Here is a 23,926-nt window from a genome sequence, read left to right as displayed (position 1 = left end):
TATCAGGCTAACTGCTTGCGAAGGTCAGGGTTTGCCTGGATCAGGCGCATCAGCTTTAGCTCGGCTGGGGTAGGTTTTTCACGCTTTGACTCCCACTCCAGCACCATCGCTACGCTGACACCCATCGCTCTTGCGAACTCATCTGTTTTCAGGCCCGACCCTTTGCGTAAACGCTCAAATTCACTAAAAGGATTGGACTTTTGATTCAGGGTAACCGTCGGCGGTACATCTTTAAAAATAATCTGTTCCAGGCTGCTCAGCAGCTCAAACTCAGGATCTTTTAATTCCATTGAGAACTCCTCATAAATCACACATCGGGATCATGAACATCAGAGAGCATGTTAAGAATAGTCCCTAAACCAAACACAGGATCGTCACGGTTGTGATTAATTGTGCGATAACGATCGCTTTACCCGTTTCAGCTATATGGATAGTTATGCTAATTACCTGATTAATCATATGTAGGGATGCACAGGTATTTTTTTGTAAATAGTCAGTACAAAAACGGCAATACCCGTTTTGCATGAAAACTCTATCTTGCAAGGCTGACCTGGACTATCCTTGTCAGCGTTGGGCACGCGTGTGCCGGTGTGCGCTTTTTGGGTGAAAGGAGTAATAAAATGGCGACAGGAAAGTCCTGCTCTCGCTGGTTTGCGCCTATTGCGGCGTTGTTGATGGTTGTTAGCCTGAGTGGGTGTTTCGATAAAGAAGGCGATCAGCGCAAAGCGTTTATCGATTTTCTACAGAATACAGTGATGCGTAGCGGCGAGCGTTTACCAACGCTGACTGCGGATCAGAAAAAACAGTTTGGTCCATTCGTGTCGGATTACGCCATTCTGTATGGCTATTCACAGCAGGTAAGCCAGGCGATGGATTCGGGCATTCGCCCGGTCGTGGATAGCGTCAATGCCATTCGCGTTCCACAGGATTATATGACCCAGCGCGAACCGCTGCGCCAGTCCAACGGCGCCCTTGGGGTGCTGAGCCAGCAGTTGCAAAATGCCAAAATGCAGGCTGATGCGTCGCGCTCCGCGTTGAAGCAGGACGAGGATCTCAAGCCGGTTTATGACCAGGTGTATGAGAAAGTCGTGACCAAGCCGTCAAACGCCTTGCAACCACTGATCCCGGCGGCGCAGGTCTTTACTCAGCAGCTGGTTCAGGTGGGTGACTTTATTAATGAGCAGGGTACGCAGGTGAGCTTCGTCTCTAACGGTATCCAGTTCCCGACCTCCCAGCAGGCGAGTCAGTACAATACGCTGATAGGGCCGCTGGCGTCCCAGCATCAGGCCTTTAGCCAGGCCTGGAGCGCAGCGGTCGCTGCAACGGAATAAGAAAAACCCCCGCTTCGGCGGGGTTTTTTTATGCATGATGAAAATAACGCTTGTCATTCTTCTACCATATCGGTATAACTATCTTCGTCGGTTTGTTACACAGACCTAAAGCAGTTTAGTAAAGCAGTCCAGATTGTTATCCATAGATACCCTTCGTAGTGACCCTTCCTTCATCGCTTAAAAATCTGTAACGCAATCCATCAAGCCGGAAGGCACAATATATATGTTAATAAGGTAATTTCTATGTCTGCTAAAATGACTGGTCTGGTAAAATGGTTCAACGCTGATAAAGGTTTCGGCTTCATCACTCCTGACGATGGCTCTAAAGACGTGTTCGTACACTTCTCTGCTATCCAGAACGATGGCTACAAATCTCTGGATGAAGGTCAGAAAGTTTCCTTCACCATCGAAAGCGGCGCTAAAGGCCCAGCAGCTGGTAACGTTGTAAGCCTGTAAGCTTCCAACCCAGTAGCACAAAATTCAAAAACCCGCCTTCTGGCGGGTTTTTTCGTTTCTACTGTTGTATCTGCGGGTTAACGCAGTTCTTATCCACTTTACCGCCGAGCGCGGCAATCAGATTATCCACGGCGGTCGCCGCCATGTTGTAGCGTGTTTCGTGAGTTGCAGAGCCGATGTGGGGCAGGGCGACGACGTTTGGCATGTTCAGTAGCGGAGAATCCACCGGCAGTGGCTCCTGTTCAAACACGTCCAGACCGGCGGCGTGGATCTCACCGTTTTGCAGTGCCTCAATCAGCGCCTTCTCATCGACCACCGGGCCGCGACCCGCGTTGATGAAAATGGCCGATTTCTTCATCTTTTCAAACGCCGCCCTGCCGATGAGATGACGCGTTTCATCCGTCAGCGGCAGGATCAGGCAGACAAAGTCGGCTTCCTGCAACAACGTATCAAGCTCGCAGTAACGGGCGTTGAAACGTTCTTCAGCTTCAGCGTGATGACGGCGTGCATTATACAGAATGGGCATGTTGAAGCCGAAATGGGCGCGCTGTGCCAGCGCCAGACCGATACGGCCCATCCCAACAATCCCCAGCGTTTTGCCATGTACGTCCACGCCGAACCAGTCCGGGCCAATGCTTTTCGTCCATTCGCCCGCTTTCACGCGCTCAGCCACCTCCACCACGCGACGAGCAGTGCTGAGCACCAGCGCCATCAGCGTGTCGGCGACGGTTTCCGTCAGAGCATGTGGCGTGTGCATCAGCAGGATGTTGCGCGCGTTAAGCGCATCCACGTCGAAATTGTCGTAGCCCACAGAAACGGTTGAGGTTGCACGAAGCTTCGGCATTTTCTCCAGCAGCGCTGCATCCACCTTTTCGCTTGAACCCAGCAGGCCCTCGGCGCAGGCAAACGCGTCGGCGTGCTGTGCCACGGTTTGCGGGCTGAGGTTCTTTACCCGGGTAACGGTAAAGTGTTCCTCCAGGCGTTTTTGCAGATCTTCAGGCAGTGCTTTGTACAAAATGACGGACGGCTTCATGCTAATCTCCGTTGATTTAAAAGGATTCAGGCGTGGCGTGCGCCGACGGGTAGCTGTTGATTATTAGCAGGCTTAACGATCAGAGTAAGCCATACCGAGGCAAAAAGCGCCACCCCCATAAAGATGTAAGAAGCTGAAGGGCTGCCGGTGGCGCCGTTCAGATAGCCCACAAACCACGAGCCAAAGAACGAACCCAGCGCACCCATACTGTTGATCAGCGCCATCGCGCCCCCTGCGACGTTACGCGGCAGCATTTCCGGGATGATGGCAAAGAACGGACCATACGGGGCATACATGGCCGCACCCGCAATCACCAGCAGCGTATACGAGGCCCAGAAGTGGTTCGCGCCTACGGCCCAGGAACCAATGAAGGCAAAAGCAGCGATCAGCAGGAGTGGCCAGACGAACAGCTTACGGTTTTGCAGCTTGTCCGATGCCCAGGAGACGATAATCATCGCGATGGTTGCAGCCAGGTAAGGCACTGATGACAGCCAGCCCACTTCCACCATGCCAAGGTTTTCACCGCCGCTGCGGATAATCGACGGCAGCCACAGAACAAAGCCGTACACGCCAATACTCCAGGTAAAATACTGGGCGCATAGCAGAATAACGTTCCGGGAGCGGAAGGCTTCGCCGTAGTTACGCACCGCTTTCAGCCCCTGCTGCTCTTTATCCAGCTGCGCCTGGAGTGCGGCTTTTTCGTCTTCAGAAAGCCATTTTGCCTGGGCTGGCTTATCTTTCACCAGCACCCACCAGCAGAAGGCCCAGATAATCGCGGGAACCCCTTCGATGATGAACATCTCGCGCCAGCCGAAGGACTGGATCAGATAGCCGGAAACCACCGACATCCACAGCACGGTGACCGGGTTACCGAGTATCAGGAACGTATTGGCACGTGAACGCTCAGATTTTGTGAACCAGTTGCTGATGTAAATCAGCATTGCTGGCATGACGGCCGCCTCAACCACGCCGAGAATAAAGCGAATAGCCGCCAGAGCAGGAATGTTATTCACCACGCCAGTCAGCGATGCACAGGCACCCCATAAGATCAGGCAGATGAAAATGAGCTTTCGCACGCTGCGGCGTTCAGCGTAAATCGCGCCGGGGATCTGGAAGAAGAAATAACCCAGGAAGAAGAGGGCGCCCAGCAGGGAGGAGACCCCTTTGGTGATCCCGAGGTCTTCGTTGATCCCGGCGGCGGATGCAAAACTGAAGTTGGCACGATCCAGGTACGCCAGGCTGTACGTGATAAACACGATTGGCATGATGTACCACCAGCGTTTTACTGCATTGGTCGAACTGTTCATAGGCTTGCCTCTGTTGTTGAGGTTGTTGCCGCCGTTGTCTGTAGGGTACACGGTGGCTTAATTATCTGGTGCGGATTGCTGCCCTCACCCTGGCCCTCTCCCACAGGGAGAGGGAATTCAGACTCCGAGCTCTGCTCGTGTTGGTAATCCTTCGCTGTCGCCCTGCACCTGAATCGCCAGCGAACCAATTTTGTTGCCTCGCGCCACGGCCTGCGACAGCGGTTTGCCCTCCAGCAGGGCGCTGATGACCCCGACGGCAAACCCATCGCCCGCACCCACGGTATCGACCACGTTATCGACTTTTACCGCAGCGACGGCGCCTTGCTCGCCGTCGGCAGTTTTGAACCATGCACCGTCAGCACCGGTTTTCAGCACCACGGCTTTTACTCCTTTGTTGAGGTAAAAATCAGCAATGCCTTCCGGCGTGCTCTCGCCAGTGAGGATCATTCCCTCTTTTACCCCCGGCAGTACCCAGTCCGCCTGAAACGCCAGTCGGTTGAGTTTCTCAACCATCTCCGCTTCGCTTTTCCACAGCACCGGACGCAGGTTTGGATCAAAGGAGATCGTTTTGCCCTGCGCTTTCATTGCCGAAGCGGCATGATCGAGTAAATCGTACGAACTGGCCGAGAGCGCCGCCGCCACGCCGCTCAGGTGCAGGTGGCGCGCAGAGGAGAAATACGCGGCGTGATAATCATCCACGGAGAGATGGCTTGCCGCTGAGCCTTTACGGAAATACTCCACGATGGGATCGGTTCCATTTTCAACTTTAGATTTCAGCTGAAAGCCCGTCGGGAAGCGTCCGTCGAGAGTCACGCCTGCGGCATCAATGCCCTCTTTTTTCAGCGAGTCGAGTACGAAATGGCCAAAGCTGTCATTTCCCACGCGGCTTACCCAGCCAACATTCAGCCCCAGCCGCGCAAGGCCGGTAGCAACATTCAGCTCAGCACCTGCAACGCGTTTGATAAAGTGCTCCACTGCGCTCAGCTCGCCTGTTTCGGTGGCGACAAACATCGCCATGGCCTCGCCGATGGTGATGACATCCAGCGTCTTGTGCATGGGTTACTCCTCGCGCAGCAGGTTGACGTAATGGCGGGTGACGGCGGTGAGATCCGTCCCTTCCAGCGGAAATTCGATACCGCGTGGCGCATCGGCAGGGAGTTGATTAAGCAGATCCCGCCAGCGAGAATCGGTCTGATCCGGCGCGACGGCGCGGAATTGCGCCTTATGCGGGACCGCGGCCTTCACATGAATGTAGCTCACGGCGGGAGCCAACTGACGTGCAGCCTCTTCCGGGGAGTCGCCAACCCACAGCCAGTTGCCCATATCGAACGTCAGCGTGACCGGCAGCGCCATTACCCGGCAGGCGGCTTTGAAGCGCTGCATCGGAGCGAGCTGACCGCAGTCGGTCTGGTCGTTTTCCACCACCAGCGTCATGCCGCTTTCATCCAGCAGTACGCGCAGGGCTTCAAGCGGTTGTTTGTCGCTGAAATGGCCCAGCGAGACTTTAAGCCACAGGGCATTCAGGGTGCTGGCTTCGCTAAGGTAGCGCGGAAGATCCGGGTTGAGGGTTCCATCGGGCATAAACAGGGGGGCCGGGGCGGAGTAGCACGCTAGTAAACCCAGCAGTTCAATGGACTCGCCGAGCGCAGGCAGGGCCATTAACTCGTCGCTGCTGAAGAGCTCGCGGCGGATTTCAACGCCATCAGCCCCTGCGCCGGCAATAACGGGAAGCATCGCCCGTTGACCGCCTGCTTGTCGCACCTGATCCGCGCCATACGCGGCGGTGACCACCATAATTTTCCTGCTCATTTCCTGACTCCAGGGCGTAATCGATAGTATTACGCTAGATGGAACCGGTTCCAAAGAAAAGATCGGGATGCTGAATTTATGATCGCTGTCACGAAGGGGAAATTAACGGGCAGTAGAGCCGCGAACGATCAGCTCGCCAGAAAAAACCTGCTCGCGTACGGCGTCGCGGGTGCCTTCAATGCGGCGAACCACTTGTTCAACCGCGGCATAGCCGATCTGCCAGGTGGGTTGTTTGAGGGTGGTAATGCCTACGCCAGCAAGTTCAGCCCACTCCAGTTCATCAAAGCCGAGTAAGCCGATGTCACTGCCCCAGTGCAGGCCAATGCGTTTAAGCGAGCGGGCAACCTGAAGCGTCAGCGCCCCGTTCGCGGAGATCACCGCTTTGCGCATACCCCGATGGCGGGTATGGAACTGGCGCAGGGTATTATCCAGCTGACCGGCTTCATGGAGGGGGATTTCAGCATTTTCGGCGATCACACCGGGATAACGCGCCAGCGTGGCACGAAATGCAGCCAGGCGGTCGCGGCGGGTGTTAACCATACCCAGCGGTTCGCTCAGGAACAAAATGGCTTCGAAACCCTGTTCAATCAGATGTTCGGTGGCAGTGGTGGCCGCCTGGGTGTTATCCAGCCCGACCACATCGCAGGCAAATTCCGGGATTTTGCGGTCAATAAGCACCATCGGCAGCGACGATTGTTGCAGGCGATTCAGTCCCTCTTCGCGCATCCCGACGGCATTGACCACGATCCCTTCCACCTGATAGCTGCGCAGCAGATCGAGGTAGTGCAACTCCTGATCAACTTCGTTATTGGTGTTACAGACCAGCGGGGTAAAGCCTTTCTCACGGCACGCCGCCTCAATGCCGCTGAGAACGTTAACGGAGTAAGGGTTGGTGATATCGGCGATGATGAGGCCAATCAGACGGGTACGACCCCGCTTGAGGCCGCGCGCCATCAGGCTGGGACGGTAGTCGAGATCGGCAATGGCCTGTTCAATTCGCGCCAGCAGTGCATCGGAAAGCAGGTGTTTCTCGCCGTTGAGGTAGCGTGAAATGCTGGTTTTACCGGTTTTGGCGGCTTTCGCCACGTCGCTGATGGTGGCCCGGGTTGGTTTGCTCATCGCTGATTTCCCTGAAATTAGTGAGAATACCTTAGCGGGAAAATCTGACGAATCAAGCAATTTGCCGGGTGGCGGTCTGATGCCCTCACCCCAACCCTCTCCCACGGGAGAGGGCGCAAACACTAAAAACGGCAACGGGGTTGCCGTTTTGCTTTTACCTACTGCACAGGGCTCAACGTAATCTCAACGCGGCGGTTCTGCGCTTTGCCTTCCGCCGTGCTGTTGCTGGCGATCGGGTTAGCCGGACCCATGCCGCTGGTGCGGATGCGGTTCGCTTCTACGCCCTGGGTGATCAGCGAGCTGGCCACGGAATCGGCACGCTGCTGCGACAGACGCATGTTCAGATCCTGGCTGCCGGTACTGTCGGTGTAGCCAATCACGTTCACGGCAGTTTTGTTGTACTCTTTCAGCACCGCGGCCACGCCGGTCAGGGTGTTCGCGCCTGCGGGTTTCAGCGTCGCGCTGCTGCTGTCAAAGGTCACGTTGTTTGGCATGTTCAGGATGATGTTGTCACCGCTGCGCGTCACGCTCACGCCTGTACCTTTCATTTTGTCACGGAGTTTTGCTTCCTGCACATCCATGTAATAACCCACGCCGCCGCCCAGGGCTGCGCCTGCCGCTGCGCCAATCAGCGCACCTTTACCGCGATCTTTCTTGGAGGAGGAGAGTGCGCCAACGCCAGCGCCCACCAGGGAACCAATACCCGCGCCAATGCCGGATTTACCCGCTTCGCGTTCGCCGGTGTAAGGGTTGGTTGTGCAGCCTGAAACAGCCAGAGCACCGCTCACCAGAGCGGCAATAACGAGTACGCGTTTTTTCATCTTATTTCCTTAATCCTTTTTATTCTTTGCCACGACGGACGTGGCAGTGGATTATGACGTCCGAATACGGAGAAAATTCAGTGTATAACTCTGAAATTTGTCACAAACGATAAACTGCCTCAATGAAAGGCCGTCATACCTGCACGCAACCAGGAGCGCACGCTTTGAGCACCTCAACAAAAACCATTCTGACCGCCGCCCACTGGGGGCCGATGCTGGTCGAAACCGATGGCGACACCGTGCTGTCGTCTCGCGGGGCTTTGCCTTCGCGCCATCTCAACTCTTTACAGACCGTCGTTCGCGATCAGGTACATAGCAAAACCCGCGTACGCTGGCCGATGGTGCGTAAAGGCTTTCTGGCGTCACCGGATAAACCGCAAGGTATTCGCGGGCAGGATGAGTTCGTGCGCGTGAGCTGGGACGATGCCCTGGCGCTGATCCATACGCAGCATAAACGCATCCGCGACAGCTATGGCCCGTCGTCCATTTTTGCCGGCTCCTATGGCTGGCGCTCAAACGGCGTGCTGCATAAGGCCGCAACCCTGCTGCAACGCTATATGAGCCTGGCCGGAGGATATACCGGCCATCTGGGTGATTACTCGACCGGCGCGGCGCAGGCGATCATGCCGTATGTCGTGGGCGGGAATGAGGTTTATCAGCAGCAGAACAGCTGGCCGCTGGTGCTGGAGCATACAGAGGTGGTGGTGCTGTGGAGCGCCAACCCGCTCAATACCCTTAAAATTGCCTGGAATGCGTCCGACGAGCAGGGCGTTTCCTACTTCGATGCGCTGCGCAAAAGCGGCAAGCGCATCATCTGTATCGATCCGATGCGTTCTGAAACGCTTGATTTCTTCGGCGACAGCGCCGAGTGGATCGCGCCGCATATGGGCACCGACGTGGCGATGATGCTGGGTATCGCCCACACCCTGGTGGAGAACGGCTGGCACGACACGGAATTTCTGACGCGCTGCACAACGGGGTTCGATAAATTTGCCGACTATCTGACGGGCAAAACCGACGGTATCGCCAAAACCGCAGAGTGGGCTGCGGCGATTTGCGGCGTTGATGCCGCTAAAATCCGCGAACTGGCAGCGTTATTCCATAGCAATGTCACGATGCTCATGTCCGGATGGGGGATGCAGCGCCAGCAGTTTGGCGAGCAGAAGCACTGGATGCTGGTGACGCTCGCCGCGATGCTTGGGCAGATTGGCACACCCGGCGGCGGTTTTGGCCTTTCCTATCACTTTGCCAACGGCGGCAACCCGACGCGTAAAGCGGCGGTGCTGGCGTCCATGCAGGGCTCGGTGCAGGGTGGCGTGGACGCTGTGGATAAAATTCCGGTGGCACGCATTGTTGAAGCTCTGGAGAACCCCGGCGGGTTTTATCAGCACAACGGTCAGGATCGCCATTTCCCGGATATTAAGTTTGTCTGGTGGGCGGGTGGGGCCAACTTCACCCATCACCAGGATACCAACCGCCTGATCCGCGCCTGGCAGAAACCGGAGCTGGTGGTGATCTCGGAGTGCTTCTGGACCGCGTCAGCGAAACATGCCGATATCGTTTTGCCCGCCACGACCTCGTTCGAGCGTAACGATCTCACCATGACGGGGGATTACAGCAACCAGCATATGGTACCGATGAAGCGCGTCGTGGCTCCCCGGGATGAAGCGCGGGATGATTATGACGTCTTTGCTGACCTGAGTGAATTATGGGAAGCGGGCGGACGGGAGCGTTTCACCGAGGGCAAAACGGATCTGCAATGGCTGGAAACGTTTTACCAGATTGCCTGCCAGCGCGGGGCTGCGCAGGGCGTGACGCTGCCGCCATTTGCTGAGTTCTGGGAGGCGAATCAACTCTTCGAAATGCCGGAAAGCGAGCAGAACGCGCGGTTTGTGCGCTTTGCTGACTTCCGTCGCGATCCGGAGAATCACCCGTTAAAAACCGAAAGCGGGAAGATTGTGATCCACAGCGAGCGCATCGCCAGCTTTGGCTACGCGGACTGCCCGCCGCACCCGGCGTGGCTGGAGCCGGACGAATGGCATGGCAATGCGCAGCCGGGGCAGCTTCAGCTGCTGTCTGCCCATCCTGCCCATCGTCTGCACAGCCAGCTCAACTATTCGGCTCTGCGCGAGCAGTATGCGGTGGCGGGTCGTGAGCCGATCGCGCTGAATAGCGACGATGCAAAGGCGCGGGGGATTAACGACGGCGATCTCGTTCGCGTCTGGAACGCACGCGGGCAGGTGCTGGCTGGCGCCGTGGTGAGTGACGGGATCCGCCCAGGCGTGTTCTGCATTCATCAGGGAGCATGGCCGGATCTGGCGCTGGACGAAGGCGGTATTTGTAAGAACGGCGCCGTAAACGTGCTGACCAAAGATCTCCCCAGCTCGAAGCTGGGGAACGGCTGTGCGGGGAATACGGCGCTGGCATGGGTGGAGAAATATGAGGGGCCGGCGCTTCCCCTTACGGCATTTGATCCGCCTGCCAGCTCATGATCCACGTCGGGTGTTGGGTATCATCCTGCCAGGCGCTGTCTTCGATGCGAAAACCTTGAGCATGATAGAAATTCACCGCCCGCACGTTTTTCTGATACACCTCCAGGGTTAAATACGGGTAGTGCTGCTGAACATAGTTCAGCAGCGCACGCCCGATCCCCCTTCCGATGAACGCCGGGGCGACAAACAACGCCCCCACGAACTGGAACTGCATGACGCTGATAAAACCGCACAGGGTACCGTTTTCCTCCCAGACCCAGGTCTCGGCGGCGGGAAGGTAATCATCCCGCACTACCGCTTCATTCGCTTGCCAGTAACTTGCGTCGATAAACGGATGCGCCTCGGTGGTGCTCTCCAGCCACAGACTCAAAAGCGGAGCGGTATCCTCACTTTGCCATTTGCGGATCATGGTGGCCCTCCGGGTGGCAGAAGCAGCCCTTAATGTGGTCATTGACGAGCCCGCAGGCCTGCATAAAGGAGTAGCAGATGGTGGTGCCCACAAACTTAAAGCCGCGTTTTTTCAGCGCTTTTGACAGGGCATCTGAGGCGGGGGTAGACGTTGGGATCTCTGCAAGCGTGGCGGCCTTCGTCACCTTCGGCTCGTTATCCACAAACGACCAGACAAAAGCTGAGAAGGGTTCGCCGTTTTGCTCCATCGCCAGATAAGCACGCGCGTTACCAATAATGGCCTGAATTTTACCGCGATGGCGGATGATACCGGTATCCAGAACCAGCCTTTCCACGTCTTCGTCGGTCATGGCGGCCACCGCAACCGGATCGAAATGGTGGAAGGCCTTGCGATAGTTCTCACGCTTTTTCAGAACGGTGATCCACGACAGCCCGGCCTGCTGGCCTTCAAGGCAAATCATTTCAAACAGTTTTTTACCGTCGGTTTCCGGCACGCCCCATTCCTTGTCGTGATAATCGATATAAAGCTGATCCTGGCTTACCCAGCCGCAACGTTGCATAGGTCATCTCCCTTCCTGATACGGTAAACGCAAAAATTTCAATCTGCCCGGCTTGACGTGTTTGCTAAAGAGACAATAGTTAATACAGGGCTATACGCCCTAATACCTCTTCGAACAATGACATATATCGCCGAACTCGGCTCTTTCTGGAGTCGCTTTGATGATGTTAAAAAAAATCAGTGGTCGCCATGCTGCTTCTGGCCTGGTGGGTGTCTCAGCCTGCCTGCTTATATGTAACACCGCTTTTGCGTGGCAACAGGAATATATCGTTTCAGATGCACAAAGTAATACGACGGAACGCTATACATGGGACGCCGATCACCAACCTCGTTATGAAGATATTCTCGCGGAGCGTATCAACCATTCGCAGAATGCTGCGGGCTTTGCCCTGAACGACCCATCCGGTTCAGATGCGGAAACCGTTCTGAGCGTTGGCTGGAATTTTCCCGTGGCGGGACATTTTACCACCGGCCCCGTCATGGCGTGGCGCACTGATGGCGCTCCCCCTGCAACGGTGAATGCATTTGGTGAGGTAACTACCACGCAGCCGCTTACCGATCCCCTCTGGCATGCCAGCGTGAACTCGTTGGGGTGGCGCGTTGATACGCAGTATGGTGATTTACATCCCTGGGCGAAGATCAGCTACAACCAGCAGTCGGAGGAAGAATATTTGTACACCCTGGGCTTAAGCGCCAAATTTTAGGATTGTTACTTTTTTAAACGCTGCGGTAACATATTTAATACAATAACGGCGCGGGCTGTGGTGATAGTGGTCACTCACCTTTAAGCGTTTTCTTTTCCGGCAAGGTCATTCATTCCCGCTTCCAGGCATTTCATTCCGTATCTCCTGCATTTCATGCCGTTTTACCCCTGGCGTTTTGGGGTTTTGTTTATCGTGTCCTCAGCGAACTTCCTTAATTTCTCTTGCAGGACACTGCCATGAACACATCAACTTATAACCGCACGCGTTGGCTGACGCTTTTCGGCACCATCGTTACCCAGTTCGCACTGGGCTCGGTCTATACCTGGAGCCTGTTTAACAGCGCCCTGTCCGATAAGCTCGGCGCACCGATAAGCCAGGTGGCATTCTCCTTCGGCTTGCTGAGCCTTGGATTAGCGATTTCCTCTTCCGTGGCGGGCAAACTTCAGGAGCGCTTCGGCGTGAAGCGCGTAACCATGGCCTCCGGGATCCTGCTGGGCGTGGGCTTCTTCCTGACGGCACATTCAAACAACCTGATGATGCTGTGGTTAAGCGCCGGGGTGCTGGTGGGTCTGGCGGACGGCGCAGGTTATCTGCTGACGCTGTCTAACTGCGTGAAGTGGTTCCCGGAGCGTAAAGGGCTTATCTCCGCGTTTGCCATTGGTTCATATGGCCTGGGCAGCCTGGGGTTCAAATTCATTGACTCCCATCTGCTGGCCTCGGTGGGGCTTGAGAAAACCTTTATGATCTGGGGCGTGATTGTGCTGGTAATGATCCTCTTCGGCGCCACGCTGATGAAAGATGCGCCACAGCAGGAAGTGAAAACCGTTAACGGCGTGGTGGAGAACGATTTCACCCTCGCTCAGTCCATGCGTAAGCCGCAGTACTGGATGCTGGCGGTGATGTTCCTGACGGCCTGCATGAGCGGTCTGTATGTCATCGGTGTGGCGAAAGATATCGCGCAGGGGATGGTAAAACTGGACGCGGCGACGGCGGCGAACGCGGTAACGGTCATCTCCATCGCTAACCTCTCGGGTCGTCTGGTACTGGGTATCCTGTCTGACAAAATCGCCCGTATCCGTGTGATTACGCTGGGGCAGGTCATCTCCCTGGTGGGTATGGCAGCACTGCTGTTCGCTCCGCTGAACGAGGCGACATTCTTTGCAGCAATTGCCTGCGTAGCCTTTAACTTTGGCGGCACTATTACCGTCTTCCCGTCACTGGTGAGCGAGTTCTTCGGCCTGAACAACCTGGCGAAAAACTACGGCGTCATTTATCTCGGCTTCGGTATCGGCAGTATTTGCGGTTCACTGATTGCCTCGCTGTTTGGCGGCTTCTACGTGACCTTCTGCGTGATATTCGCTTTGCTGATTATTTCGCTGGCGCTGTCCACCACGATCCGTCAGCCGCAGCGCGAACTGTATAAAGAAGCGCATGTATGATGCGATGAAAAGAGGCCGCAGGGCCTCTTTTATTTATTTCTAAATCGCTTCCGGACTTGCTATTTTGTAAAAATCTTCATCGATTCACATTCTCTGCTGCCACTTTTCTTCCCTGCTGTGGTCTACTTATCGCGCTTGTAGACGTTTCTGATAACGGTTTCTCTCGCATCTACTTACTCTGTCAGCTTTCTCACTGAGATTCGGCGGGTTTTTATACCCCTTCCCCCAGGGTTGTTTGCATGAAATATATTAGGTCTCTTACCCAGCAAAGATTGTGTCTGATGCTGGCTGTCTATATCGGTTTGTTTCTGAATGGCGCGGTGCTGTTCAGACGAGTGGAAGGTTATTTCGAACACCTCACTGTAAGAAATGGAATTTTTGCCGCGATTGAAGTGTTTGGCTCAATTCTGGCGACCTTCTTCCTGTTACGCCTGCTCTCTCTCTTTGGTCGTCGTACATGGCAAATTCTGGCCTCGCTGGTGGTGATTATCTCCGCCGCCGCAAGCTATTACATGACATTCATGAACGTGGTCATTGGCTACGGTATTGTGGCCTCGGTGATGACCACGGACATCGACCTCTCGAAAGAGGTGGTGGGTCAAGGGTTCATCCTGTGGACAATTCTGACCTGCCTGATCCCGCTCTTCTTTATCTGGAGTAACACCTGTCGCTACACCCTGTTACGCCAGTTGCGTACCCGGGGACAGCGCATCCGCAACGTCGCCGTCGTTCTTCTGGCGGGTCTGCTGGTATGGGCGCCTATTCGCCTGATGGAAAAGCAGCAAAAACGGATCGAAAAAGCGACAGGCGTGGATATGCCAAGCTACGGCGGCGTGGTGGCTAACTCGTACCTGCCGTCTAACTGGCTGTCGGCGTTAGGTCTTTATGCATGGGCTCAGGCGGACGAATCCAGCGATGTGAAATCGCTGATTAACCCGACCAAAAAGTTCACCTACCAGGCTCCGGCTGACGGGCTGGATGATACTTACGTGGTCTTCGTTATCGGCGAAACGACGCGCTGGGATCATATGGGTATTCTCGGTTATGACCGCGATACCACCCCGAAACTGGCGCAGGAAAAGAATCTGGTGGCATACCGCGGCTACTCCTGCGATACCGCCACGAAGCTCTCGTTGCGCTGTATGTTTGTTCGCGAGGGCGGTGCGAGTGATAACCCTCAGCGCACTCTCAAAGAGCAAAACGTATTTGCTGTTCTGAAGCAGCTTGGATTTAGCTCCGATCTGTTCGCCATGCAAAGTGAGATGTGGTTCTACACCAACACCATGGCGGATAACATCGCCTACCGCGAGCAGATTGGCGCCGAGCCGCGTAACCGCGGAAAGAACGTTGATGACATGCTGCTGCTCTCTGAAATGGAACAGTCGCTGAAAAACCATCCGCAGGGTAAGCACCTTATTGTTCTGCATACCAAAGGGTCACACTACAGCTACTATCAGCGTTACACGCGCGATTTCGCCAAATGGACGCCTGAGTGCGTCGGCATTAACAAGAACTGTAGCAAGCAGGAGTTGATCAATGCCTATGATAACTCGATTCTGTATGTGGATACCTTCCTCAGCCGGGTGATTGACCAGCTTCGCGATAAGAAAGCGATTGTGATCTACGCGGCCGACCACGGCGAGTCCATCAACGAGAAAGAGCATTTACACGGTACGCCGCGTAAGCTGGCGCCACCAGAGCAGTTCCGCGTGCCGATGATCATGTGGATGTCGGACAAGTATCTGGAAAACCCGGACAAAGCCAAAATGTTTGCCCACCTGAAACAGCAGGCAGAGATTAAGGTACCGCGCCGTCACGTTGAGCTGTACGACACTATTATGGGCTGTCTCGGCTATACCTCACCGAACGGTGGGATTAACGAAAACAACAACTGGTGTAAACTCCCTGATAACACCACAAAAGCCGCGCAGTAGCTGGTCTGGCGAGAATATCGCCAGTTGAATGGCTTTTTGAAAATAAGGGATTGACGAGGGCGCACCTCAGCAGTAAGATGCGCTCCGCATTCGGCGAGTAGCGCAGCTTGGTAGCGCAACTGGTTTGGGACCAGTGGGTCGGAGGTTCGAATCCTCTCTCGCCGACCACATTCTAAAAAGGGCTAACCGCAAGGTTAGCCCTTTTTGCATTAACGCGTTACCCCACACGAGTCCTCAAAATACCCCTTAGCCCTGCTTCCCCCTGCCTGCTTGCGGTTTTGTGACATAATCCATTGTATTTTTTTATATATAGTTTGATCTTTTTTCGCGTTGCTTATGGATAACCTCAGCATTTTTCGCTGTGCGTTTTAACGTTCGCGGTATTTAGTGCTCAGATAATCACCATTCTGTAAGAAAATTTACCCATTCTGAATAAAACTTAATCACTGGGTGTTGCGAAATAGGGAGGGGTTTGTGCTGCAACATGGCGAGTAGCATAAATTTCTCTGCTGAAAACTGGCATTCAGAGTTTTTTTAATCTTTGTTTGCGGTTTCTCACACTCCACGTAAATCCCCGCCACCTGTATTGACGTTTTCACATTCTGTTGACAGATTGTAGGGCACGAGGGGCATTTCAGGGAGGATCTGCGCTGCAACTCAAACGCTCTTCTGAAAGGATTCTCTATCCCTTTTAACGCCCTCGGGCATCACCGACCGGACCGGGTAAAAAATAAATAAAGGTCAGGCGGCGTAACACAACAAAGCAAAACATCACATTGGAGCACAATAATGAGTATTTCCTTGAAGAAGTCAGGGATGCTGAAGCTTGGTCTGAGCCTGGTGGCCATGACCGTCGCAGCAAGCGTACAGGCAAAAACCCTGGTTTACTGTTCTGAAGGCTCTCCGGAAGGCTTTAACCCACAGCTCTTTACCTCTGGTACGACTTACGACGCAAGCTCTGTACCGATCTATAACCGTCTGGTTGAATTTAAAACCGGTACCACGGAAGTGATTCCTGGCCTGGCTGAAAAGTGGGATATCAGCGAAGACGGTAAAACCTATACCTTCCACCTGCGTCAGGGCGTGAAGTGGCAGGACAGCAAAGAATTCAAACCTACGCGCGACTTTAACGCCGACGACGTAGTGTTCTCCTTCGACCGTCAAAAAAATGCCCAGAACCCGTACCATAAAGTGTCTGGCGGCAGCTATGAATACTTCGAAGGGATGGGTCTGCCAGACCTGATTGCTGAAGTGAAAAAAGTGGATGATAAAACCGTTCAGTTCGTGCTGACGCGTCCGGAAGCGCCATTCCTCGCTGACCTGGCGATGGACTTCGCCTCTATTCTCTCGAAAGAGTACGCGGACAACATGCTGAAAGCCGGCACGCCGGAAAAAGTGGACCTGAACCCAATCGGTACCGGCCCGTTCCAGCTGCTTCAGTACCAGAAAGATTCCCGTATTCTGTATAAAGCCTTCCCGGGCTACTGGGGCACCAAGCCGCAGATCGACCGTCTGGTCTTCTCCATCACGCCTGACGCATCCGTGCGTTACGCAAAATTGCAGAAAAACGAATGTCAGGTGATGCCGTATCCAAACCCGGCTGACATCGCGCGCATGAAGCAGGACAAAAATATCAACCTGATGGAGCAGGCGGGCCTGAACGTGGGGTATCTCTCCTTCAACACCGAGAAGAAACCGTTCGATGACGTGAAAGTGCGTCAGGCGCTGACCTACGCGGTGAACAAAGAAGCGATCATCAAAGCCGTTTACCAGGGCGCTGGCGTTGCGGCCAAGAACCTGATCCCACCAACCATGTGGGGCTATAACGACGACATTAAGGACTACACCTACGATCCTGAGAAAGCGAAAGCGCTGCTGAAAGAAGCGGGCCAGGATAAAGGTTTCACCGTTGAGCTGTGGGCGATGCCGGTACAGCGTCCTTACAACCCGAACGCACGTCGTATGGCGGAAATGGTTCAGGCTGACTGGGCGAAGATTGGCGTACAGGCCAAAATTGTGACCTACGAGTGGGGCGAGTACCTGAAACGCGCCAAAGCGGGCGAACACCAGGCGGTCATGATGGGCTGGACCGGCGACAACGGGGATCCGGACAACTTCTTCGCGACCCTGTTCAGCTGTGCGGCAGCGAAAGACGGTTCCAACTACTCTCGCTGGTGCTACAAGCCGTTTGAAGACCTGATCCAGCCGGCGCGTGCGACCGATGATCACAACAAACGTATCGAACTGTACAAGCAAGCTCAGGTTGTCATGCACGATCAGGCTCCGGCGTTGATTGTTGCTCACTCCACCGTGTACGAGCCAGTGCGTAAAGAAGTGAAGGGCTACGTGGTCGATCCACTGGGCAAACACCACTTCGAAAACGTGTCTGTTGAATAATAAGTAGGGTGTTCTCCCTCTCCCTGTGGGAGAGGGCAGGGGTGAGGGGCGTGCATGCATCCCCTCACCCTAACCCTCTCCCGAAGGGAGAGGGAATTTACATTTGTGAGCAATACAGACGTCACGCTACTGAGCGTGCGTCATCAGAGAGAATCCGGGTTATGTTGCAGTTCATCCTCCGACGTCTGGGACTGGTTATCCCGACGTTTATCGGTATCACCCTTCTCACTTTTGCCTTCGTCCATATGATCCCGGGTGATCCGGTGATGATTATGGCGGGCGAGCGTGGTATCTCCCCTGAACGTCATGCGCAACTGCTGGCTGAACTCGGCCTTGATAAGCCGATGTGGCAGCAGTACCTCCACTACATCTGGGGCGTATTACACGGCGATTTAGGGATTTCACTGAAAAGCCGTCTTCCGGTGTGGGACGAGTTCGTGCCGCGTTTCCAGGCGACGCTGGAACTCGGCATCTGCGCCATGATCTTCGCGACCGCGGTGGGGATTCCCGTCGGCGTGCTGGCTGCCGTTAAGCGTGGCTCTATTTTCGACCACACCGCCGTTGGCCTGGCACTGACCGGCTACTCCATGCCTATCTTCTGGTGGGGCATGATGCTGATCATGCTGGTCTCGGTGCAGTGGAACCTGACGCCGGTCTCCGGACGTGTCAGCGATATGGTTTTCCTTGACGACACCAACCCGTTAACCGGCTTTATGCTGATTGATACGGCGATCTGGGGCGAAGAGGGCAACTTCATTGATGCGGTTGCGCACATGATCCTGCCTGCAATGGTGCTGGGCACCATCCCACTTGCGGTGATCGTGCGTATGACTCGTTCCTCCATGCTGGAAGTGCTGGGCGAAGATTATATTCGTACTGCCCGCGCTAAAGGTCTGACCCGTATGCGCGTCATCATTATTCATGCCCTGCGTAACGCCATGCTGCCGGTGGTGACCGTTATCGGTTTGCAGGTCGGTACGCTGCTGGCCGGGGCGATCCTGACCGAAACCATCTTCTCCTGGCCAGGCCTTGGACGCTGGCTAATTGATGCGCTGCAACGCCGTGACTATCCGGTTGTGCAGGGCGGTGTATTGCTGGTCGCGACGATGATTATCCTCGTCAACCTGCTGGTCGATTTGCTGTACGGCGTGGTGAACCCGCGTATTCGTCATAAGAAGTAAGGGGCCATCATGTCACAAGTTACTCAAAATAAAGCGGTTACCGCACCGGTGCCAATGACGCCGATGCAGGAATTCTGGCACTACTTCAAGCGCAACAAAGGCGCGGTCGTCGGGCTGGTGTATGTTTCCATTATGATCCTGATTGCGGTGTTTGCGAACTTCCTTGCGCCGTATAACCCCGCGGACCAGTTCCGTGATGCGCTGCTCGCGCCACCGGCCTGGCAGGAAGGTGGTAGCCTGACGCACCTGCTCGGTACTGATGACGTTGGCCGCGATGTGCTGTCTCGTCTGATGTACGGCGCGCGCCTCTCTCTGCTGGTTGGCTGTCTCGTGGTGGTGTTGTCGCTGATCATGGGCGTTGTGCTTGGTCTGGTGGCGGGCTACTTCGGCGGCATCGTTGATAACGTCATCATGCGTATCGTCGATATCATGCTGGCATTGCCAAGCCTTCTGCTGGCCCTGGTGCTGGTCGCGGTCTTTGGTCCTTCGATAGGCAATGCCGCGCTCGCGCTAACGTTCGTTGCGCTTCCTCACTATGTCCGATTAACCCGTGCGGCCGTGCTGGTCGAGGTGAACCGCGATTATGTGACAGCATCTCGAGTGGCGGGTGCGGGGGCGATGCGCCAGATGTTCGTCAATATTCTTCCTAACTGCCTTGCACCGCTGATTGTTCAGGCGTCGCTCGGTTTTTCTAACGCCATTCTCGATATGGCCGCTCTTGGCTTCCTTGGCATGGGTGCGCAGCCGCCAACACCGGAATGGGGCACCATGCTCTCCGACGTGTTGCAGTTCGCGCAAAGCGCCTGGTGGGTCGTCACCTTCCCGGGTCTGGCGATTCTGCTGACGGTGCTGGCATTTAACCTGATGGGTGATGGTCTGCGTGATGCACTTGATCCCAAACTGAAGCAGTAAGAGGCACGAGATGGCGTTATTAAATGTAGATAAATTATCGGTGCACTTCGGCGATGAAGGCACACCGTTTCGTGCTGTGGACCGCATCAGCTATAGCGTAAATCAGGGCGAAGTGGTTGGTATCGTTGGGGAGTCCGGTTCCGGTAAGTCAGTGAGTTCACTGGCAATCATGGGGCTGATTGACTATCCCGGCCGCGTAATGGCGGATAGCCTGGAGTTCAATGGTCAGGATCTGCAGCGCATTTCCGAAAAACAGCGCCGCCAACTGGTGGGAGCGGAAGTGGCGATGATCTTCCAGGACCCGATGACCAGTCTGAACCCGTGTTACACCGTGGGTTTCCAGATTATGGAAGCCATTAAGGTGCACCAGGGCGGTAACAAGCAAACCCGTCGCCAGCGCGCTATTGACCTGCTGACGCAGGTGGGTATACCCGATCCGGCATCGCGTCTGGACGTTTATCCGCACCAGTTGTCCGGTGGGATGAGTCAGCGTGTAATGATCGCGATGGCCATTGCCTGTCGTCCAAAACTGCTGATTGCCGATGAACCGACAACCGCGCTGGACGTGACCATTCAGGCGCAAATTATTGAGCTACTGCTGGAGTTGCAGCAGAAAGAGAATATGGCGCTGGTGCTGATTACGCACGATCTGGCGCTGGTGGCTGAAGCGGCACACAAAATCATTGTGATGTATGCAGGCCAGGTGGTGGAGACCGGGAGTTCACACGATATCTTCCGGGCCCCGCGTCATCCCTATACGCAGGCGCTGCTGCGCGCGCTGCCGGAGTTCGCGCAGGATAAAGCGCGTCTGGCCTCGCTGCCGGGGGTGGTACCGGGTAAATATGACCGTCCTCAGGGCTGTCTGCTTAACCCGCGCTGCCCGTATGCGACGGATAAATGCCGCGTCGACGAGCCGGAGCTGAACCTGTTAGCTGACGGACGTCAGTCGAAATGCCACTACCCACTCGATGATGCCGGGAGGCCAACACTATGAGTACGCAACAAATGCTGTTGCAGGCCATCGACCTGAAAAAACATTACCCGGTGAAGAAGGGCCTCTTTGCTCCTGAGCGCCTGGTAAAAGCGCTGGATGGTGTCTCCTTTACTCTCGAACGCGGAAAAACGCTGGCGGTGGTAGGGGAATCTGGCTGTGGGAAGTCCACGCTGGGCCGTCTGTTAACGATGATTGAAGTTCCGACTGGCGGCGAGCTTTACTATCAGGGCCAGGATCTGCTCAAGCACGATCCGCAGGCGCAGAAACTGCGACGTCAGAAAATCCAGATTGTGTTCCAGAATCCGTATGGTTCGCTGAACCCGCGAAAAAAAGTGGGGCAGATTCTGGAAGAGCCGCTGCTGATCAACAGCAACCTGAGCAAAGAGCAGCGTCGTGAAAAAGCGCTGGCGATGATGGCGAAGGTGGGCCTGAAAACCGAGCATTACGATCGCTATCCGCATATGTTCTCTGGCGGTCAACGTCAGCGTATCGCCATCGCCCGTGGTCTGATGCTCGACCCGGACGTGGTGATTGCCGATGAACCGGTTTCGGCGCTCGACGTATCCGTGCGTGCGCAGGTGCTGAACCTGATGATGGATTTACAGCAGGATCTTGGGCTGTCGTACGTTTTCATCTCCCATGACCTGTCTGTGGTTGAGCACATTGCCGATGAGGTGATGGTGATGTATCTGGGACGCTGCGTAGAGAAGGGGACGAAAGATCAGATCTTTAATAACCCGCGTCATCCATATACTCAGGCACTACTGTCTGCGACGCCGCGACTGAACCCGGATGACCGTCGTGAGCGCATTAAGTTGACCGGCGAGTTACCAAGCCCGCTTAACCCGCCGCCGGGATGTGCGTTCAACGCCCGCTGCCGTCGCCGCTTCGGTCCGTGTACGCAGTTGCAGCCACAACTGAAAGATTATGGCGGACAGCTGGTGGCCTGCTTCGCGGTCGATCAGGATGAAAACGGCGAAAAGCCGCATGCATAAAGGAAAAAACCGGCGATTAGCCGGTTTTTTTTACGTCTGAGATCTACTTCCGTAAACGAATCTGGTCAACGGCGTGTTTCTCACTCTTGGTGAGGATCAGGCTTGCACGTTCGCGCGTCGGCAGGATGTTCTCTTTGAGGTTGACGTAGTTGATCTCATTCCATAGCCCGGTCGCCACGTTGATAGCCTCTTCTTCAGAGAGCTGAGCGTAGTTGTGGAAGTAAGAATCCGGGTCGGTGAACGCCCCTTCACGGAACTTCAGGAAGCGGTTGATATACCAGCGTTGCAACAGATCTTCAGGCGCATCCACATAAATTGAGAAATCGACGAAGTCAGAGACAAACACGTGATGCGGATCGTGAGGGTAATCCATCCCGCTTTGCAGTACGTTTAAGCCCTCCAGAATCAGGATGTCGGGCTGCACCACCGTTTTGTCACCATCCGGGATGCGGTCGTAGATCAGATGCGAGTAGACCGGTGCGGTAACGTTCGGCACGCCCGATTTTAAATCAGAGACAAACTTTACCAGGCGGTGCATATCATAAGAGAGCGGGAAGCCCTTCTTCTTCATCAGGCCGCGTTCTTTCAACACCTCATTGGGATGCAGGAAGCCGTCGGTGGTGATCAGCTCCACGCTGCGGTGTTCCGGCCAGCGGCTCAGCAGCGCCTGAAGCACGCGCGCGGTGGTACTTTTACCCACTGCCACGCTGCCCGCAATACTGATGATATAAGGAATACGTTGACCGTTCGTGCCGAGGAACTGTTCCAGTACGGCCTGACGACGCAAGTTGGAGCTGATATAAAAGTTAAGCAAGCGAGAGAGGGGGAGATAGATTTCTGCCACCTCTTCCAGGGAGAGATCTTCGTTTATCCCTTTTAGCCGTGCGATTTCACCTTCCGTCAGTGTCATAGGGACGGAGTCACGCAGGGCTGCCCACTGGCTACGGTTAAACTGAAGATAGGGCGTCATTAACGTTTGCTCTTTTTTGCTCATAAGCATGCTTCTGTGAACCATCACGAAACGGCGGGTGCGGGCTCATCACATAGTTAATTTTGGACAATGGGCAGGAGGTTAACACCAGATGAGAGGAATAATAAGAAAAAATATGGGAAAGCGATGCTTAACCGGGCAGGCATCACCCGGGGCTATAGCGTGCCGAAATCAGGCGTTCATGTTGGATTTTTAATCGCGAGCGGATGAATTTACAGCGGTTAGCCCTGGTTTCGAATAAAATGTGAGCGAAAGAACGTTTTATGCAATTTTTTAGTTGCATGACTGCGCAGGTCTCCATAGAATGCGCGCTACTTGATGCCGACTTAGCTCAGTAGGTAGAGCAACTGACTTGTAATCAGTAGGTCACCAGTTCGATTCCGGTAGTCGGCACCATCAAGTCCGGTGGGGTTCCCGAGCGGCCAAAGGGAGCAGACTGTAAATCTGCCGTCACAGACTTCGAAGGTTCGAATCCTTCCCCCACCACCACTTTCTGGCAGCGTCAACGCCGCCGGAGCTGGTTGGAAAAATTGACCAGCTCGAACAGAAAAGAGAGAAATCTCTTTTTTTGTTACAGAAAGAACTGGGTAGCCGAGTTTCAGGATGCGGGCATCGTATAATGGCTATTACCTCAGCCTTCCAAGCTGATGATGCGGGTTCGATTCCCGCTGCCCGCTCCAATACGTGCTGATATGGCTCAGTTGGTAGAGCGCACCCTTGGTAAGGGTGAGGTCCCCAGTTCGACTCTGGGTATCAGCACCACTTCACTTCTCCCTCCCTTTCTCTCTGTTTCAATGTAAATGTATTCAACAGTTCAGGCATTTTCGCCTGGTTGATGTGGTGATATCACCGATTTATCCGTGTCTTAGAGGGACAATCGATGTCTAAAGAAAAGTTTGAACGTACAAAACCGCACGTTAACGTCGGTACTATCGGCCACGTTGACCATGGTAAAACAACGCTGACCGCTGCAATCACTACCGTACTGGCTAAAACCTACGGCGGTGCTGCTCGTGCTTTCGATCAGATCGATAACGCACCAGA

General features: G+C 54.8%; 22 protein-coding genes and 5 tRNA genes. 17 read left to right on the top strand and 10 right to left on the bottom strand.

Going from position 1 to position 23,926, the window contains the following annotated elements:
* Window positions 1–2: 2 nt before the first annotated feature.
* Window positions 3–290 carry an HTH-type transcriptional regulator gene (locus tag INF86_RS11400; protein ID WP_003860776.1) on the bottom strand — a complete coding sequence of 96 codons (288 nt, stop codon included), beginning with the start codon at window positions 288–290 and terminating at the stop codon, window positions 3–5.
* Between the two features lie 330 nt (window positions 291–620).
* On the opposite strand from INF86_RS11400, the gene INF86_RS11395 reads away from it, so the two are divergent.
* Together INF86_RS11395 and cspA are read left to right on the top strand one after the other, a co-directional pair.
* Window positions 621–1,331, top strand: coding sequence for a DUF3053 domain-containing protein (locus INF86_RS11395; protein ID WP_023299059.1), 711 nt, complete (start codon window positions 621–623; stop codon window positions 1,329–1,331).
* A 243-nt stretch (window positions 1,332–1,574) separates the two neighbouring features.
* Window positions 1,575–1,787, top strand: a complete 213-nt coding sequence (gene cspA / locus INF86_RS11390; protein ID WP_003860775.1) for an RNA chaperone/antiterminator CspA — start codon at window positions 1,575–1,577, stop codon at window positions 1,785–1,787.
* Between the two features lie 58 nt (window positions 1,788–1,845).
* Here the strand turns inward: cspA and ghrB are convergent, their stop codons facing one another.
* The 6 genes from ghrB to INF86_RS11360 all read right to left on the bottom strand — a co-directional run bounded on the left by ghrB (window position 1,846) and on the right by INF86_RS11360 (window position 7,876).
* A complete protein-coding gene (ghrB, locus tag INF86_RS11385; protein ID WP_022646684.1) occupies window positions 1,846–2,820 on the bottom strand; it encodes a glyoxylate/hydroxypyruvate reductase GhrB in 975 nt (324 codons plus the stop codon).
* A gap of 26 nt (window positions 2,821–2,846) precedes the next feature.
* The gene (locus tag INF86_RS11380) at window positions 2,847–4,127 is read right to left on the bottom strand and encodes an MFS transporter (protein ID WP_001089079.1); all 1,281 of its coding nucleotides are present in this window, start codon (window positions 4,125–4,127) and stop codon (window positions 2,847–2,849) included.
* Window positions 4,128–4,244: 117 nt separating this feature from the next.
* Complete coding sequence (locus INF86_RS11375; RefSeq protein ID WP_063850214.1) at window positions 4,245–5,183, bottom strand: sugar kinase; 939 nt, start codon at window positions 5,181–5,183, stop codon at window positions 4,245–4,247.
* A gap of 3 nt (window positions 5,184–5,186) precedes the next feature.
* Entirely contained in the window at window positions 5,187–5,936 is a 750-nt protein-coding gene (locus tag INF86_RS11370; protein ID WP_023305240.1) for a sugar phosphate isomerase/epimerase, read from the bottom strand.
* Between the two features lie 102 nt (window positions 5,937–6,038).
* Window positions 6,039–7,055, bottom strand: a complete 1,017-nt coding sequence (locus tag INF86_RS11365) for a LacI family DNA-binding transcriptional regulator (protein WP_032626516.1) — start codon at window positions 7,053–7,055, stop codon at window positions 6,039–6,041.
* Between the two features lie 158 nt (window positions 7,056–7,213).
* Window positions 7,214–7,876: an OmpA family lipoprotein gene (locus INF86_RS11360; protein ID WP_022646688.1), complete on the bottom strand. Its 663-nt coding sequence runs from the start codon at window positions 7,874–7,876 to the stop codon at window positions 7,214–7,216.
* A gap of 122 nt (window positions 7,877–7,998) precedes the next feature.
* On the opposite strand from INF86_RS11360, the gene INF86_RS11355 reads away from it, so the two are divergent.
* Complete coding sequence (locus tag INF86_RS11355) at window positions 7,999–10,368, top strand: molybdopterin guanine dinucleotide-containing S/N-oxide reductase (RefSeq protein WP_193543550.1); 2,370 nt, start codon at window positions 7,999–8,001, stop codon at window positions 10,366–10,368.
* Here INF86_RS11355 and INF86_RS11350 read toward each other — a convergent pair.
* Window positions 10,337–10,777, bottom strand: coding sequence for an N-acetyltransferase (locus tag INF86_RS11350; protein ID WP_022646690.1), 441 nt, complete (start codon window positions 10,775–10,777; stop codon window positions 10,337–10,339). The two genes, INF86_RS11355 and INF86_RS11350, sit on opposite strands and share 32 nt — an antisense overlap.
* On the bottom strand, window positions 10,755–11,336 hold the full coding sequence (gene tag, locus INF86_RS11345; protein WP_193543549.1) for a DNA-3-methyladenine glycosylase I: 582 nt from the start codon (window positions 11,334–11,336) through the stop codon (window positions 10,755–10,757). The genes INF86_RS11350 and tag overlap by 23 nt, the downstream gene beginning before the upstream one ends.
* 160 nt (window positions 11,337–11,496) lie before the next feature.
* Between tag and INF86_RS11340 the strand changes: the two genes are divergently transcribed.
* From INF86_RS11340 to dppF, 9 genes are all read left to right on the top strand, one after another.
* Window positions 11,497–12,039 (top strand): lipase, encoded by a 543-nt coding sequence (locus INF86_RS11340; RefSeq protein WP_023299064.1) that lies wholly within the window; start codon window positions 11,497–11,499, stop codon window positions 12,037–12,039.
* Between the two features lie 236 nt (window positions 12,040–12,275).
* Complete coding sequence (locus INF86_RS11335) at window positions 12,276–13,478, top strand: MFS transporter (RefSeq protein ID WP_023299065.1); 1,203 nt, start codon at window positions 12,276–12,278, stop codon at window positions 13,476–13,478.
* A 239-nt stretch (window positions 13,479–13,717) separates the two neighbouring features.
* Window positions 13,718–15,412 carry a kdo(2)-lipid A phosphoethanolamine 7''-transferase gene (gene eptB / locus INF86_RS11330; RefSeq protein ID WP_022646694.1) on the top strand — a complete coding sequence of 565 codons (1,695 nt, stop codon included), beginning with the start codon at window positions 13,718–13,720 and terminating at the stop codon, window positions 15,410–15,412.
* A 91-nt stretch (window positions 15,413–15,503) separates the two neighbouring features.
* Window positions 15,504–15,580 (top strand) — tRNA-Pro (locus tag INF86_RS11325).
* A gap of 621 nt (window positions 15,581–16,201) precedes the next feature.
* Window positions 16,202–17,809 carry a dipeptide ABC transporter periplasmic-binding protein DppA gene (dppA, locus tag INF86_RS11320; protein ID WP_022646695.1) on the top strand — a complete coding sequence of 536 codons (1,608 nt, stop codon included), beginning with the start codon at window positions 16,202–16,204 and terminating at the stop codon, window positions 17,807–17,809.
* Window positions 17,810–17,970: 161 nt separating this feature from the next.
* Window positions 17,971–18,990 (top strand): dipeptide ABC transporter permease DppB, encoded by a 1,020-nt coding sequence (gene dppB, locus INF86_RS11315; protein WP_022646696.1) that lies wholly within the window; start codon window positions 17,971–17,973, stop codon window positions 18,988–18,990.
* A 9-nt stretch (window positions 18,991–18,999) separates the two neighbouring features.
* A complete protein-coding gene (dppC, locus tag INF86_RS11310) occupies window positions 19,000–19,902 on the top strand; it encodes a dipeptide ABC transporter permease DppC (RefSeq protein ID WP_022646697.1) in 903 nt (300 codons plus the stop codon).
* Window positions 19,903–19,912: 10 nt separating this feature from the next.
* Window positions 19,913–20,896 carry a dipeptide ABC transporter ATP-binding protein gene (dppD, locus tag INF86_RS11305; RefSeq protein WP_193543548.1) on the top strand — a complete coding sequence of 328 codons (984 nt, stop codon included), beginning with the start codon at window positions 19,913–19,915 and terminating at the stop codon, window positions 20,894–20,896.
* A complete protein-coding gene (gene dppF, locus INF86_RS11300) occupies window positions 20,893–21,891 on the top strand; it encodes a dipeptide ABC transporter ATP-binding subunit DppF (protein WP_022646698.1) in 999 nt (332 codons plus the stop codon). The genes dppD and dppF overlap by 4 nt, the downstream gene beginning before the upstream one ends.
* Before the next feature lie 43 nt (window positions 21,892–21,934).
* On the opposite strand, the gene coaA is transcribed toward dppF, so the two are convergent.
* Complete coding sequence (gene coaA / locus INF86_RS11295) at window positions 21,935–22,885, bottom strand: type I pantothenate kinase (protein ID WP_032622068.1); 951 nt, start codon at window positions 22,883–22,885, stop codon at window positions 21,935–21,937.
* Between the two features lie 317 nt (window positions 22,886–23,202).
* On the opposite strand from coaA, the gene INF86_RS11290 reads away from it, so the two are divergent.
* From INF86_RS11290 to INF86_RS11270, 5 genes are all read left to right on the top strand, one after another.
* Window positions 23,203–23,278: transfer RNA gene (locus INF86_RS11290), tRNA-Thr, on the top strand.
* Window positions 23,279–23,286: 8 nt separating this feature from the next.
* Window positions 23,287–23,371, top strand: a tRNA-Tyr gene (locus INF86_RS11285).
* Window positions 23,372–23,487: 116 nt separating this feature from the next.
* Window positions 23,488–23,562 (top strand) — tRNA-Gly (locus INF86_RS11280).
* A gap of 6 nt (window positions 23,563–23,568) precedes the next feature.
* A tRNA-Thr gene (locus INF86_RS11275) sits at window positions 23,569–23,644 on the top strand.
* 118 nt (window positions 23,645–23,762) lie between these two features.
* The coding region (locus INF86_RS11270) for a GTP-binding protein (RefSeq protein ID WP_001445782.1) at window positions 23,763–23,926 on the top strand (164 nt) is incomplete at its 3' end.

Origin of the sequence: Enterobacter cloacae complex sp. I1M (genome assembly GCF_014982425.1) — a bacterium.
GTDB lineage: Bacteria > Pseudomonadota > Gammaproteobacteria > Enterobacterales > Enterobacteriaceae > Enterobacter > Enterobacter intestinihominis.
Note: the sequence above shows the minus strand (reverse complement) of the source record. Positions and strands in the feature narration are given on the sequence as shown.